Source organism: Helicobacter sp. 16-1353 (assembly GCF_003288815.1).
In the GTDB taxonomy this organism is placed as follows: Bacteria; Campylobacterota; Campylobacteria; order Campylobacterales; family Helicobacteraceae; genus NHYM01.
Map to the genome: position 1 here is coordinate 84,876 of NZ_NHYM01000005.1, position 14,821 is coordinate 99,696.

General features: G+C 31.4%; 13 protein-coding genes. 2 read left to right on the forward strand and 11 right to left on the reverse strand.

Annotated elements, in window-relative coordinates; genetic code table 11:
* Position 1: 1 nt before the first annotated feature.
* Positions 2-976 carry a phosphate ABC transporter substrate-binding protein PstS gene (gene pstS / locus CCY99_RS04395; protein WP_112060202.1) on the reverse strand — a complete coding sequence of 325 codons (975 nt, stop codon included), beginning with the start codon at positions 974-976 and terminating at the stop codon, positions 2-4.
* Between the two features lie 123 nt (positions 977-1,099).
* Here pstS and CCY99_RS04400 point away from each other — a divergent pair, with 123 nt between their 5' ends.
* Positions 1,100-2,986 (forward strand): hypothetical protein, encoded by a 1,887-nt coding sequence (locus CCY99_RS04400; RefSeq protein ID WP_112060203.1) that lies wholly within the window; start codon positions 1,100-1,102, stop codon positions 2,984-2,986.
* Between the two features lie 44 nt (positions 2,987-3,030).
* Here CCY99_RS04400 and CCY99_RS04405 read toward each other — a convergent pair whose 3' ends face one another.
* The gene (locus CCY99_RS04405) at positions 3,031-3,534 is read right to left on the reverse strand and encodes a DinB family protein (protein ID WP_112060204.1); all 504 of its coding nucleotides are present in this window, start codon (positions 3,532-3,534) and stop codon (positions 3,031-3,033) included.
* A 176-nt stretch (positions 3,535-3,710) separates the two neighbouring features.
* Here CCY99_RS04405 and CCY99_RS04410 point away from each other — a divergent pair, with 176 nt between their 5' ends.
* Entirely contained in the window at positions 3,711-4,046 is a 336-nt protein-coding gene (locus CCY99_RS04410) for a helix-turn-helix domain-containing protein (RefSeq protein ID WP_112060205.1), read from the forward strand.
* Between the two features lie 1,152 nt (positions 4,047-5,198).
* Here CCY99_RS04410 and CCY99_RS04415 read toward each other — a convergent pair.
* From CCY99_RS04415 to CCY99_RS04455, 9 genes are all read right to left on the reverse strand, one after another.
* Positions 5,199-5,411 carry a YqaE/Pmp3 family membrane protein gene (locus CCY99_RS04415; RefSeq protein ID WP_112060206.1) on the reverse strand — a complete coding sequence of 71 codons (213 nt, stop codon included), beginning with the start codon at positions 5,409-5,411 and terminating at the stop codon, positions 5,199-5,201.
* A gap of 319 nt (positions 5,412-5,730) precedes the next feature.
* The gene (locus CCY99_RS04420; protein WP_258443409.1) at positions 5,731-6,561 is read right to left on the reverse strand and encodes a DUF268 domain-containing protein; all 831 of its coding nucleotides are present in this window, start codon (positions 6,559-6,561) and stop codon (positions 5,731-5,733) included.
* 55 nt (positions 6,562-6,616) lie between these two features.
* Complete coding sequence (locus tag CCY99_RS04425) at positions 6,617-7,636, reverse strand: TIGR00282 family metallophosphoesterase (protein WP_112060207.1); 1,020 nt, start codon at positions 7,634-7,636, stop codon at positions 6,617-6,619.
* Positions 7,633-10,638: a transcription-repair coupling factor gene (gene mfd, locus CCY99_RS04430; protein WP_112060208.1), complete on the reverse strand. Its 3,006-nt coding sequence runs from the start codon at positions 10,636-10,638 to the stop codon at positions 7,633-7,635. The genes CCY99_RS04425 and mfd overlap by 4 nt, the downstream gene beginning before the upstream one ends.
* A gap of 79 nt (positions 10,639-10,717) precedes the next feature.
* Complete coding sequence (locus CCY99_RS04435) at positions 10,718-11,098, reverse strand: polymer-forming cytoskeletal protein (RefSeq protein WP_112060209.1); 381 nt, start codon at positions 11,096-11,098, stop codon at positions 10,718-10,720.
* Positions 10,996-11,946, reverse strand: a complete 951-nt coding sequence (locus tag CCY99_RS04440) for a M23 family metallopeptidase (RefSeq protein ID WP_112060210.1) — start codon at positions 11,944-11,946, stop codon at positions 10,996-10,998. Before CCY99_RS04440 ends, CCY99_RS04435 begins: the two co-directional genes overlap by 103 nt.
* A complete protein-coding gene (locus tag CCY99_RS04445) occupies positions 11,930-12,856 on the reverse strand; it encodes a peptidoglycan DD-metalloendopeptidase family protein (RefSeq protein ID WP_112060211.1) in 927 nt (308 codons plus the stop codon). Before CCY99_RS04445 ends, CCY99_RS04440 begins: the two co-directional genes overlap by 17 nt.
* Complete coding sequence (locus CCY99_RS04450; RefSeq protein ID WP_112060212.1) at positions 12,843-14,012, reverse strand: bifunctional folylpolyglutamate synthase/dihydrofolate synthase; 1,170 nt, start codon at positions 14,010-14,012, stop codon at positions 12,843-12,845. Before CCY99_RS04450 ends, CCY99_RS04445 begins: the two co-directional genes overlap by 14 nt.
* Positions 14,012-14,818: a diguanylate cyclase gene (locus CCY99_RS04455; protein WP_112060213.1), complete on the reverse strand. Its 807-nt coding sequence runs from the start codon at positions 14,816-14,818 to the stop codon at positions 14,012-14,014. The genes CCY99_RS04450 and CCY99_RS04455 overlap by 1 nt, the downstream gene beginning before the upstream one ends.
* Between the last annotated feature and the right edge of the window lie 3 nt (positions 14,819-14,821).

The window sequence follows — 14,821 nt, forward strand, 5'->3', positions numbered from 1 at the left end:
ATTATTGTGTTTGTAGAAATATTTTAATCTGCTCTTTTACTTCCTTTGGTAATGGGGCAATCTCCATTCTCAATGCACTTTTATCACCATTATCAAAGCAGTATTCAAAAAACTTTACAATATCTAATTTAATCTTAGAATCTTTTGGGATTAATATATAAGTAGCACTAACTATTGGATAGCTATTTGCACCATCTCCTAAGAGTAGATTTGCTGAAAATGTATCTTTATCCCATTTTGCATTTTTATTTGCTTCTGCTATTGTTTGCATATTTGCCTCTACCCAATTGCCACTTTTAGTTTGGAGTTTTGCAGCACTTAGCTTTAGATTATTTTTATATGATAACTCCGTATATCCAATAGCACCTTTTATGCTTTTAATTAAATGTGAAACACCCTCATTGCCTTTTCCACCAACACCTTTTGGCCAAGATATTGCTTTTCCATATCCAATATTATCATTCCATTCTTTTGATATTTGGGATAAATATGATGTAAAATTATATGTAGTTCCGCTTCCATCACTCCTATGTATAATAGATATTTCAAGGTCTGGTAGAGATAGATTTGGATTATCTTTTGCTATGATTTTGTCATTCCATTTTGTGATTTTTCCAAGAAAGATTCCAGCTATAGCTTCATTGCTTAGCTTTAATTCCCCATCATTGATTCCATCTAGATTATAAGCCACTACTATTGCACCACTAAGTGTAGGAAATTGTATTAGATTAGAATCTTGTAATTCTTTTTTATCTAATGCCTCATCAGTAGCACCAAAATCAATAGTGTTTGCTTTTATTTGTTTTACTCCGCCCCCACTTCCAATGGATTGATAATTAACCTTTATGGAAGTTGCCTTTTGATACTCTTTAACCCAACTCATATAAACATTTGCTGGGAAAGATGCTCCAGCACCATTTATTTGATTTGCCCCTAATATTGCAATCATAAAAATTAATGATATTAATATCTTCATTGTAATCCTTTTATATTTGATAATTAGGATTATAAATAATATCAATTACAAGAAAATTACAAAATATATTTATAAGACTTAAAAAGCTAAGATTTCATCAAATACTATAAGGAGAATCGTTAAATGATGAATTTTGCTAGTATGGGGGGGGGGAAGCTAGATTCCAAATTAGATTTCAACGCAGATTCCAGCCTAGAATCTAATACAGATTCTATAGATTCTGCCCAATATTTAGATTCTACTTCAAGCCAAAAACGAAATTCCAACGCAGATTCCAGCCTAGAATCTAATACAGATTCTACACCAAGCCAAACGCGAGATTCCACAAATCACTTAGATTCCACTCCAAACCCGCGAAAAACACGAAAAAATAGCTTTTGGAATTATGCATTTTATGCTTTTATTTTAAGCTATTGCTTATGCATTGTTATTTATTCTAGATATGCTTTTAACCTAGATGACGCACTTTGGTGGCTAGATATATATCATAATATCCCAATTACAAATGGTATCAATCTAGGCATAGGCAGATTCTACCCACTAGCTTTTAGCGACCTAAATATGCTAATGCAAATCTCACATTCGCCTTATTTATTCTTTGGCTATCACGCAATAATTACGCTTTTTATCGCTCTTTTGTTTTGGAATTTTTTAAAAAATGCACTTCCAAATAGTCCTTTTATTAGATTTATCATTTGTTTTATCTGCTTTTTAAATATGGGCTTTGTAACGATTATGGTAGGCATTTGCTATCCGGAAAGTCCGCTTTGCTTTGCTTTGGTGCTTTTTGTATTTATGAGTTATAAGATTTATAAAAGTGAAAATAGAGCGATTTTTTTCATACTTGGGATTTTAGCGGCAAATATGGCGATTTATCTAAAAGAGCCTAGTTTTCTAGCTATTGGGGCTTTTGGATTTTTAAATATAATCTATATGTATGCTAGTAAAAAAATCAATAGAATCTATTTTATTTATTGCATCTTATTGCTTGTTAGTGCATTAATTTTTGTGGTGATTTACACTCTTTATGTTATGCCAAATGTAGAATCTAGCTATGAAGAAGTCGCATTTAACAAGGCAAATCTAAGCTTTTATAATTACGCCATATTTTTAATAAAAGGCTTATTTAACTTTATCTTAAATGACGCTTTTATAGTTATCTTACTGCCATTTATTACACTTTGCAGAATCTACTCTACTATAAAATCAAAAAGCCTAGATTCTATAGCCATTTTTTGGGATAGCTTACTAGTGGGCGGAATCTTATATTTTGCTGTGTATATAAAATTGCAACTTTTTACTAGCTATTACTTAGTGCCTATATATTTTATCGTAGCTGGGAGTGTGGTGTATTATTTAGGTAAATATCTAAGATATAAAATAGCTAAACTAATCTTTGGGTTTTGTATGATTTTATATATTACTAATGTCTTACCACAATCCATTTGGACTTTTATGTCGCTAAAATCTCAAGGCGTAGCATTCCACCAAAGCTTGGATTTTATGGCTAAATACATTAGCCAAAATAGCGATAAAACAAGAATCTATTTTGATGGCATAGGCAGAGGAAGCGGATATAACGACCACTTTTGGTTTTATTTCATAAAATATTTAGAAGAAATCTATAATGTCTCTAACTTTGATGTTTTATCAAAAGAGCCAAACGCCACTAGTCTTTTACAAAGCCCACTTCATTGGCAAAATGACAAAAATTCGCCATTTACTATCCATAATTCTACGAGCGTATCCACCCCAAAAAAGGGCGATATAATCATACTAAATCAAAATTCAAATAAATATATAGATTCCGCTTATTTACAAAATATGCAAGAAAAATATGAGCTTATTTATAAAACTAATGTCGTTGGACTGCCCTATATCAGCCTAAAAATGATTATAAAATATCTAATGATAAATCTTGGAAACTCTCCCTTAGCAAAGGATGCATTAAGCGGAAATAGCAATCCTTTCAAACTGCCAATAAATAATTATATCTATAAGGTCAAGTGAGATTCTATCTCGTAATATAGGGCGATAACCCTATATTATCTCATTTATTCTGGCATTCCAAGCATTCCATTAAAATCATTTTCAATATTAAAGCTATCTAGTGCCGCAGCAATCTGCCCTCTGTGATGTGTGGAGTGATTTAGTATTGCTAACATTAAAAATCCCCTACTTTTTGAAAATGAGATTCCCGGAAATGAGAGAATTTCTACCTTATTAAAATCATTTGTATTTTGGATAATATCTATAATCTCACTATCTGCCTTTTGACATAATGATGCTATGGAATCTACATTTTTTTGTATTTCTTCTAGCTTTGTTAGAGATTCTAAAAGTTGATTAGATGGCTTTTTATCACAATACATACTAAATTCTTTTATAAAAATACCAATCTCACCAGCAACAAGATGCCCCGCTGTATGCATAATAGAGCCATAATACAATCCACAATTCTTCTCAAGCAATCCTCTTTCTACTTGTTTAAGAGTAGAAAACATATTTTCATTTGCAAATTTATTGTATTTTGCCTGTAATAGTAATATTTCTTTCATTGTCAATCCTTTTTTTGTATTTCATCTATGCTTTTAGCTAAATGATTAATGTGATTCTATATGATAAAGTTTCTAAAATCAAGTAGATACTTTTTTATTCTATAGTGATATTTTTGATACTATTGTGTAAAATAGGAATTATTTTGATATAATTTTTTAAAATTTAAAGGATAAATATGAATAATTATCACTCTTTATGCCCTATTGAAACTACATTAAATCTAATAGGCAATAAATGGAAATTTATCATCATAAGGGATTTATTAGAAAGCAAAAAACGATTTGGGGAGCTGAAAAAGTCTATAGGAGCGACAAAAAATCAAAATATTTCACAAAAAGTCTTAACGCAAAACCTAAGGGAATTAGAAAGAGTAAAATTAATAAAGCGTAAAGTATATGCACAAGTCCCACCAAAAGTAGAGTATGCACTAACGCCACTTGGAGAGAGTTTGAGAGATGTTTTAAAAAGCCTTGAGGTATGGGGGAATTACTATAAAAATATCAATGTTTAATATACTTTTCGATGAAATCATTTCTAAATTTTTAAAGTTAAAAATCTTATAAGATTCTAAAAATTTTAGAATCTACCATATTTTAAAGCCTTATAAAATCTTGAAGTTTGTAAAAATTCTTATTTTTAAGGTTTCGCTTTTGATTCTATTTCTATAAAAGAAAACTTCATTTTATATGAAGCCACACTTAGCAAGAAACTTCGCTTCGCTTGTTTTACGAGAAGCTACGCTTTCCTACCTACCGCCTATTATCTATTTTTCGCCCTCATTTAGAGATAAAAATCTAAAATTCATTTTCGCCTCTTTTTTTAGTTTCCTACGAGAATCTAAAAAATTCCACCCTACTCTATCACACTATTTTTTAGGAGATTCATATAAAATAAACTACTCTTTAAAGCATAAATCTATTTTAACCTAAAAATGTATGGAAAGTGTTAGCCTCACATAAAAAGGGCGGTGAATAAGAGTGTTAAGAATACACTAGTCTCCCCATCGTAAGGGCAAATGGGCGGGAAAGCATAGCTTCTCGTAAAACAAAGTTTCCCTATCATAGATAAAATCAATATAAAAAATTATTTCTAAGCAAATTTATTTCCTCATTCACGCTTTAAAATTATTCTTTTTTCTCACAAAACGAGCATAGCGAAGTTTCCTATAAAAATGTTAGAAATTAATTTAATCTTTTAAATCGCATAGTAATTTTAAAAAATATATGTAAGGAGTAGTTTCACACGACAAAATAGGGCGGTGAGTGGGATTAGATTTAAAAAGAGGGCAAAGCCATCACAGAATCTTTTTATAAAAATGCGATTTTAAAAAACGCGTGGAGAGTGGGATTCACGAGAATCCAAAACCAAAGAATCTAAAATCGTAAAATTTTTTTAATCTAATTCCGCCATCTTTAAAAGATTCGTGCAAGAATCTAAAAAATCCATTTTGGCTTTTTAGAATTTAAAATTTATCGCAAAAGCGATTTAGATTTTTACAAACTCAAAGCGGATTTGAGAAATTAGGCAGATTGTGCGGAATCTAGATTCTAAGAATCTTAGATTTTAAATTAAATCGCAGATTAGAAACTAATGGAATCTAGGCAGATTCTGCTAAATTTCTCCCTAGATTCCGCTGTGAAACGAATAATTTAGAATCTTTAAATTATTTGTTGTCTAAGTGGTTTTTTAGCTCATCAAATTTCTTATCCATCGCCTTTTGGTTGTTGTGTGAGCTAACGCTAAAAAACGCCCAAATTGTCGCTGGTAGCCAACCTATCAATGTGATTTGCAGTATCAAGCAAATAATACCCTGAAACGGCTTGCCTATGGTAAAAAACACTAGAAATGGAAAAAATAACGCTAGGATATATCGCATAATCCCTCCTTAAAAATTGACTTTAAAAGCGAATATTATACGAACCCCCCCCCTTAAACTAAAATTAAAAACTTAAACTTCTATCGCAAAAGTGATTTAGATTTTTACAAACTTTTAGATTTTCACAAACTCAAATAAGCCAGTAACGCCCCAGTTTTTATACTCTGGGATTTGGGCTAGGATTTTGGCATCTAAAATTGGCTTTGGAATTTTATTTGGATTCGCATTTAGATTCGTGGCGGAGTTATTAGATTCGGCGGAATCTATGGAATCTAAAGAATTTGCGGAATCTAATGCGACAGAATCCGGATTTTTAGAGCTAGATTCTGCAGAATCTAGATCCCCCCCCCATATTACGAGATTTCACAGATTCCACGCCAGAATCCATACCGGAATCCACGCCAGATTCCACATTTTCCAACGCATATCTCACCTCGAATCCATCGATATAGCCAAACTCCAAAAGTCGCATTTTATCAAGCGTATCGATTATCGTCTGTGGCTTATAAACCCTGTGAGCGTTAAAGCAGACCTTGTCAATCTGCCCCACCGGCACACTTATATACAGCTTCCCGCCGGGCTTTAGCACCCGCTGGAACGCCCTTAGAGCCTCCGCCCACGCATTAGGAGCGACTTCATCGCCATATCGCCCCAAGCCAAAATGCTCCACGCTACACAAGGCTGAAAGTGACTCAAGCGAGTTTGAAGCGATATTTGCCAAGTTCGTCGCATCAGCTTGGATATAGGTAAAATCGCCGTTTTTATTTAGGAATTTCGTATCCATTTTGTTATCCATTTTGCGAATGTCAATTAACACGATTTTCTGCCCCAAGCTTAGGCAGTGCGCGATAAATCCAGCCACCGAGCTACCCACATCATAATGCACTTTTGGCGCATTTTTCGCCACCTTCCTAGCACCCCAAATGTCCTGCACGAAGTAGCTACTATCCAACTCGCCGTTATTTGCGTATTTATCGCCTAGGCAGATATAATCATGCCCCTTATTTACGCTAAATTGCTCATCATTATTTAGCCTCACATACTTTTCCCAATCATTTTCAAACTCGCCCAAACTCATCTTTTTACTTGGCTTCAAAATCGCCCTTGCCCTCACCTTTAGGGCGTTTTTTAATAATTTTATTCGCCTCATTTTCTGCTCCTTATTTTTTTAGATTCCATTTTAGATTCTTGTGATTTTTGGGGGCTTAGAGCCTAATTGCATTTATAATATCAAGTTCTTTATTATTTAGGATTCTTAGCTTAAAAGCCTCAACACATTTGGCGTTTTCGAGCGTTAAAATTACCATTTGTAGTATATTGTTGTTACTATTTGCGACCTCGTAGCGGGACTTCCCAAAGCCACTCATCGCCTTTTGAAGCGGGGCTTTATAATCCATACCAATCACGCCGTCAAACGCCCCGCACAGCCCCAAATCGCTCACATAAAAGCTACCATTTTGGATATGCAAATCATCGCTGCCGATATGCGTATGAGTGCCAAAAAACGCCGAGATTTCGCCCCTAAGCATACAAAAAGCCGCCCTTTTCTCGCTACTCGCCTCGCCGTGAAAATCGATGATGATATTATCAAAGCCCAGCTTTTTTACCGCACTCACGGCGTTTTGGAGCTTGTAAAAGGCATTATCCAAGTTCATATTAATGCCATAATGCCCCATTATGTTAATAACTGCGATTTTTTCTCCCCCCAAATTAATACAGCAAATGCCACTCCCGGGGGTCTTTGGCGGGAAATTTAGCGGACGCAAGATTGGCATTATAAAGCTACTTTTGGTTAGATTCTGGCTTAAATTAAACATTTGGAATGTGGGGGAATCTGGGCTAGAATCTTGGGATTTTGGGCTAGATTCTGCAATTTTAGCGGAATCTGTGCTAGATTTGACTTTAGATTCGACGAATTCCACGCTAGAATCTAAGCCGTTTTTACACACAGAATCCACACTAGATTCCAAATCTCTGCCCATAACCGCCGTAATTTCCATTTTATCAAATGAGTGATTTCCGCCTGTGATTAGGTCGATTCCAGCACTAAGCAGCTCATTTGCATTCTTAATATTTAGCCCAAAGCCCCCACTTGCGTTCTCCGCATTTGCGATTACAAAATCTAGCTTATATTTTTTGCGGATTTCACTTAGATTATCAACTACCATATTTCGCCCTGCTCTGCCTACGATATCGCCAATTAAGCCAATTTTTAATACACTCAAATTTTGCCCTTATTTTTATCTTTATCAAGTTGTCTTAAATATGCTAAAGTTGCCTCAAGGACGCTACTATCATCAATCTCGCTAGAATCAAAGCTAGTCTTATCCCCATTATCAAATATCACATTTATATGCTGATTATAATTCATTATAGATTTTATATTTAGTGTATTTGCCAAAAATTTTATTAAAATCAATTGTAAAAATCGCAAACTAAAGCTATCTATTTTCCCAAACCTATCATTTATCTCTCTTTCTATATCATAAATCTCATCTTTAGATTGGACATTTGCAAGTCTTCTATATAAATCTAATCTTATTGTATCCGAAGGAATAATACTTGGATTTAAAAACGCACTAATATTTAATTTAATATCAACATTATGCTTATTTTGGATATTCTTACCGCTTAAAGAATTTATACACTCTTCTAGCATTTGTAGATATAGGCTATATCCAATATTTTTTATATGTCCGCTTTGTGCCTCACCTAAGATATTTCCGCCACCGCGAATCTCCAAATCTGCATAGGATAAGATTCCGCCACTACCTAGAAATGAATTAGATTCTAATGATATAAGTCGCTTTTTTGCCTCTGGCGTAATATTTTCCTTATCATTTACAAAAAAGTAACAATAGCCCTCTTTATTGCCTCTGCCAATTCTCCCTCTTAATTGATGCAAATCTGCCACACCAAAACAATCCGCACCACTAACTATAATAGTATTTGCATTTGGAAGATGGATTCCAGATTCTATAATAGAAGTAGATAGAAGCATATCATATTCACCATTTGCAAACTTTATCATAATATCTTCGGTTTGCTTTTGTGGGGTTTTGGAATGCAAAATCGCAATTTTTAGATTTGGCAGAATCTTTAGTATTTCATCTTTTTTATTATCAATACTTGCGATATTATTATGTATATAAAAAATCTGTCCACTTCGTCTAAGTTCTCGTAAAACTGCATCTTTTAGCAATAAATCACTATAGCTTTTTACAAATGTTTTTGGCGGGATTCTAGATTGTGGTGGGGTATTTAACTCACTTTTGGTTTTGATTTGTGAGAGTGCCATATTTAGTGTTCTAGGAATTGGCGTAGCAGACATCGAGAGAATATGCACATCTTTTGTTAGATTCTTTAGTAATTCTTTTTGCTTCACGCCAAATTTATGCTCCTCATCAAGGACGACTAAACCTAGATTTTTAAAATGGGTATTTAATAAACTATGCGTTCCTACAACAACATCTATTTCGCCACTTTCTAATCCTTTTAGAATGGTGTTTTTATTCTTACTAAATCTATCAAGTTTTGCGATTTTTATACCAAATGCTAAAAACCTATCTTTTAATGTATTAAAATGTTGATTAGATAAAAGCGTGGTAGGAACGATTAAAGCACATTGATAAGCACTTTTGACAACAGCAAACATCGCATTCATAGCAACTTCAGTTTTACCAAAACCAACATCTCCAATAAGCAATCTATCCATAACTTTACCACTCGATAAATCGCTAAAAATCTCTTTTATGCTTCTTTCTTGGTCGTCTGTGAGCTCAAAATTGCTACTTTCTTTAAAAAGCAGAATCTCCACTTTTGTTGTGTCTATTAATTTTCCTTTGATAAGCTCTCTTGTGGCAGCTATCTCTACAATTTCTTTTGCAATCTCTAATAATTTTGGTCGCACTTTTTCTTTGATTCGACTAAAATTACCCTTACCAAGTCTATCAACAATAGGTATTGAAGCGGTGTTTGCGATATATTTACTAACTAAGTGGAGATTATGTGTTGGAAGTAGAAGTTTATCATTATTTAGATATAAAATCTCAATAAAATCACTTGTATTGCCTAAAATATTCCTCTGCACAATGCCATTAAAAATCCCAATACCATAATCATTATGAACTACATAATCGCCCTTATTTAGCTCATTTAGTCGTATTGTTTTTTGTGCTTTCTTTTTAGCTTTTATCTTTTTATTAAGCGAGAGAAATATTTCCTTAGGAGTTATGATATTAAAACAGATATTTTCTTTGATAATCTCTACATTATCTGGAATCTCTAAGGTGTTTAGTAATAATTCATTCATACTAAAAAGTGTAGGTTTTTTGTTGCTATGTAATGCTAAAAGCTTTGGAATAGCCATTGTTTCTACACTTATATCGCTATATGTATCTTTTAACTCAAAACAATCTAAATGTTTAAAACTCTTAAAATCAATATCATTTAATATCTCTAATTGGCTTAATTCATCAAGCTCAAGCTTTGCATTTGGACTTAATATACTTTTATAGTTTTTAATAATAAGCGGTTCATCAAGAAACCAAAAACCTAAACTTATAATATCTTTTATAAAAACATCATATTGGCTATTTTTGCTTATATTATCAAGATTATTATATGTAGCAGAATCTAAACTAAATAAAGCTGGAAAAATGCAAACCTCACTTAGCTCCTCACCAAAACACATTTGAGATACAGAATCAAAAAATCTAATACTCTCAATCTCATCATCAAAAAATGAGATTCTAATAGGATTATCATAATTAAGTGGAAAAATATCTATTATATCGCCATGTATTGCAACTTCCTTTGGGGCGTGGATTAAATCAAGTTTTTCAAATCCATAATTAAATAATTTTATTTGTAAATCCAAAAAATTATATTTGTGATTTACCTTTAAATGCAGAGATTCTAATTTATCATTTAGTGGAAGTGGATATAAAATAGAATGAAGTGGAGCAAGGAGAATAGAATCCTTGTCATTATAAAACCTTGATAAACTAAGGCATAATTCGCCAAATTCAAAAGAATAACTTCGTAAATCATCGCCTCTTTTTGCCCTAAATTCACTTAGAATATGGAAATTTGGAAAATTACTATCTTTTAATTTTTTATACTTGCATACTTCTAATGCACCTAATGCCTCATTATAATCCTTAAAAATAAAGATTTTGAAATCAACATTAGATTCCAATATCCTATAAAAGTTTGCATTCGACAAAACAATAAACCTCTAAAACCTAAATTTGCTTATTTTCAACTAAAGATTTGCAATGTTTAAAGCCAATAATCTATAAATCTTAATTAGATTCTACATCTTCTTTTGATTTAATCTTACTTTCACCAACAAAAATACCTTTTTTCTCTATATATAACTCATTACAAATAATAGTGCCATCAATCTTACCATTGGGTAATATTTCTACACATTCGGAATCTACAGTGCCTGTAAAAGTGCCACCAACAATAACCTTTTGTGCGTTAATCTCTCCGCTTACAACGCCACTTTTACCAACCAAAACGGTATTTTTAGAGTTAATATTTCCTTCAAAATCTCCATCAATATGAATATGACATTCTATCTCAAGCTCTCCTTTGAATTTTGTTCCAGCAGCGATAATCGTTGCTCCATTGGTATTTGCTGCATCAAATTGTTTATTGTCGTTAGTAAAGATTGCCATGCTACATTTTTCTCCTTATTAAAAATTTGTCCAAAATTACCCATATTCCATTCCATAAAATTCTTAGGATTCATATGACTACCTAAGAATCTCACTTCATAATGCAAATGTGCCCCTGTGCTAACACCTGTATTCCCCACATATGCGATTAATTGACCTTTTTTTACAAAATCGCCTCGATTTACTACAAAAGAATTGAGATGTGCATAATAAGTCTTAAAACCAAAGGAATGGTCTATCTTAACTAATGTCCCATATCCGCCATTCCAACCACTTTTTGCAAAATCAACAACACCATCTGCTGTGGCATAAACAGGCGTATCCATAGCACTTGCTAAATCAATTCCTGTGTGAAATTCTCTAGTGTGATTTAGCGGGTGGATTCTATATCCATATCCAGATGAAACTCTTTTGTATTCATCAAGTGGATAGCCATTTGGAACAAATTTCATAATGAATAACTTTTGCAAACCTGTAATACTAGCAATTTCAACTCTACTTTGCAAACCATAATTAGAGTTTTTATCACTAATACCAATTATGCCCTCTAAATCTTCCACCTTATCAGTTACTAGTAAAACTTCCTCTTTTTTAAGAGATATTTGCTGGGATAAACTAAGATATTTATCTAATAATACTTGATAATTATCCTGAATATATTTATATTTATTTTCAATATCATTTATTTCTGATGCAAAAATATGCAAAACTACTAATACAAAAAACACAATAGCAACAATAAAAGTGATAATGTATAGAATAATATGCTTAACAAATAAGCTAACATTATAATATTTATGCCCATAGGGGCTAGATATCATAAGTATTAATCTATCGTATGTTTTCATCGCCCACTCTCATACTTAAGGTATTATCGTGCTGAATAAAAATCTTATGATTATTGATTTGCATCATATCATCAAAAGTCCATAATAAACTATTCCAATTCACAATACTATCTTTTTTCATAATATTATCAAAATTATCAATATCCCATTCTATAAAATCTTCCACATTGACTTCACTGCCTAAGAATCTAATATCATAATACAAGCTATCGATATTGGAATCTTTACCACTATATCCAATAAGCTGACCTTTTCTTACAATATCGCCTCTTTTAACATTCACCTTTGATAGATGTCCATAAATAGAAGTAAAACCAAAGGAATGCACTATTTTTACAAATTTACCAATGCCTTTTGTGTCTTTATCTCTAGTCAAATCAACTATTCCATCTGCTGTAGCATAAATAGGAGTATCTTTTGCTATATTAAAATTAATGCCGGATTTTAAAGATGATAAAGAGCTATATTCGCCATCAAATGGCTTAGAGTTTGGCAATAGTTGGAGTATTGTTGTTTTCTGGGAATTATCCAAACTTCTTATATCAAATGGAGTAATATTGCCAACATCAAAATTATTACTTTTTATATTTATTATATCTTCTAAATCAAGCATTGTTTGATTGATTTCATTAAGTTTATTTTGGCTAATTTCTACTTGTTGTTTAAGATTCTCATTCTCGTTATAAATATAGCTATATTTTTCTAATGTTATATCTTTTTTGGATTGCATTTCTTTTAATTCACTAGCTAGAATCTTTATAGCAAAGAATACAACAATAGCAGATATAACGATAAATAATAGAATATATAAGATAATCTTTTTAACCAATCTATGTATATTAAATTGCTTAATTCCATTATCATCAATAATAGATATTATAAACCTATCTCTAATATTAGTATTTTTCACTACATATTTCCATATTTATATTATCTTTAAGACTTAATAGAAACTTCTCAATAACGCTAAATGAGCCGAATACAAGATATTTTTCATTATTATCTATTCCCTTAAAATCACTATATTTTATATCTAATCTCTTTAAAATCGCAATCAAATCATTTTTATTAATGATTCTATCATTATCTTTTATATCTATAATCTCCACTTTTAGGATATTATCTCTTAATATGTCTAGAATCTCTACTATGTTTTTTTGAAAGTAGCTATTATACACTAATATAATTTTTTTGTCTTTTAAATTATCCTTTAATGCTTTGGCTGCGGATTGATTATGTCCTACATCAATTATTATATTTTCTTTTATTTTTTGAAACCTTCCTATTAAATCAAGATTTGGTAGAGATGTTAAATCATAGTTTATACATAAAACTTCTAATGCTTTCAAGCTTAAAGCAAGATTCTCACCTAGAAATGAAGCCAAATGGTATTTTTGTAAATACAATAAAATATCATTATTAATAGAATCTACAAAAAATAAATCACTAATATTTTTTTTATATGCTATTTTTTTTGCAATATCTTTTATGCTACGATGTTTTTGAATCCCAATTATTGATGGATTTACCATCGCATTTAATTTTGTTGTAGCAATCTTTTCAATGGTATCTCCCAACATCTCTTCGTGGTCAAAATCAATCAAGCTAAAAAGGCATAAATCTCTCTTAATTGCACTTGTAGAGTCAAATTCTCCACCAACTCCAGCTTCTAAAATAAGAAAATCAACATCATTTGACAAAACTAATGCCAAAAATGTGGCATATTCAAAATAGCTTGCTTCTTTTATAAAATCAAAATATTGTAAAAATTTATGGGCTTCTAGTATTTCTAAATCACTTATTGTTCGACCATTTTTATAGAATCTTTCATTAAAGCTAAAAATATGCGGACTTGTGAAATGTAGTATTTTATAGTTATTTTGCATTAAAGCTAGGCTTAAAAATCGCCCACTAGAGCCTTTGCCATTAGTGCCTATTATCTGTATAGTTTTTGGAATCTTTGGTAGATTTGGAAGTAATTTCTTATAAATCTCCTTTGCCCTATTTGGGTTAAATGCTCTATATTCACGCCCTAGAGAATGCATATATATATCTAATTCATTCACTATTTTAATTCTTTGATTTGAACGATGTTAATGTCAATTTTTATATTAATATCTTGATTCTTATATATAAATGCACTTTTATCTATTATCGCTTTAATTTTATCGGCATAGATTTTGGCTTTTGCTAGATTATATTCCATTGGGGCGATAATAATAGAAGTCTCATTATAGATTCCAATAATCTCGCCATCTAATGCATTATCGAGTAGGATATTATAAAAAGCATCGAAAAGTTTATTTAATGCATCGCTACCAAATCTTAATCTTATTTCATCAAAACAACAAATATCACAAACTAAAACAAAATCATCTTTATGTCGCTTTTCTAGGGCTAATTGCAATTCCATTTTACTTAAAAGTGATGTTGGTTTAAACTTGGTAGATATTTTGTTGCTATCTAGCTTATTTTTATCTAAATTTTCTAATATCTTTGATAATTTTGTATCAATAAGTGCAAGGGGAGAATGTATATCAATATCTATAATATTATTATTATGTAAGATTTTTAAAGCTTTATCTAGTGTTTTTATAGTATTAGTGGATTTGGTATTATTATTACAGATATTTGATAAAACATTTATAAAATCATCTTTGGTTTTTATGGGATAATTATTTATCTCTTTTTTTATAGAAGCATCAAATTTATTTATCCACAGATGAAACCAATTACATTCATCAATATCAATATTTAATAATCTCGCTTGGGTGCAAAATACTTTTGTGTAAGATTCTGGGGTAAGCTCTAGATGATTAGTTTTTATATATATAAATGTATTTTTAACAATCTGTTTTATTTTATCGTCCAAAAG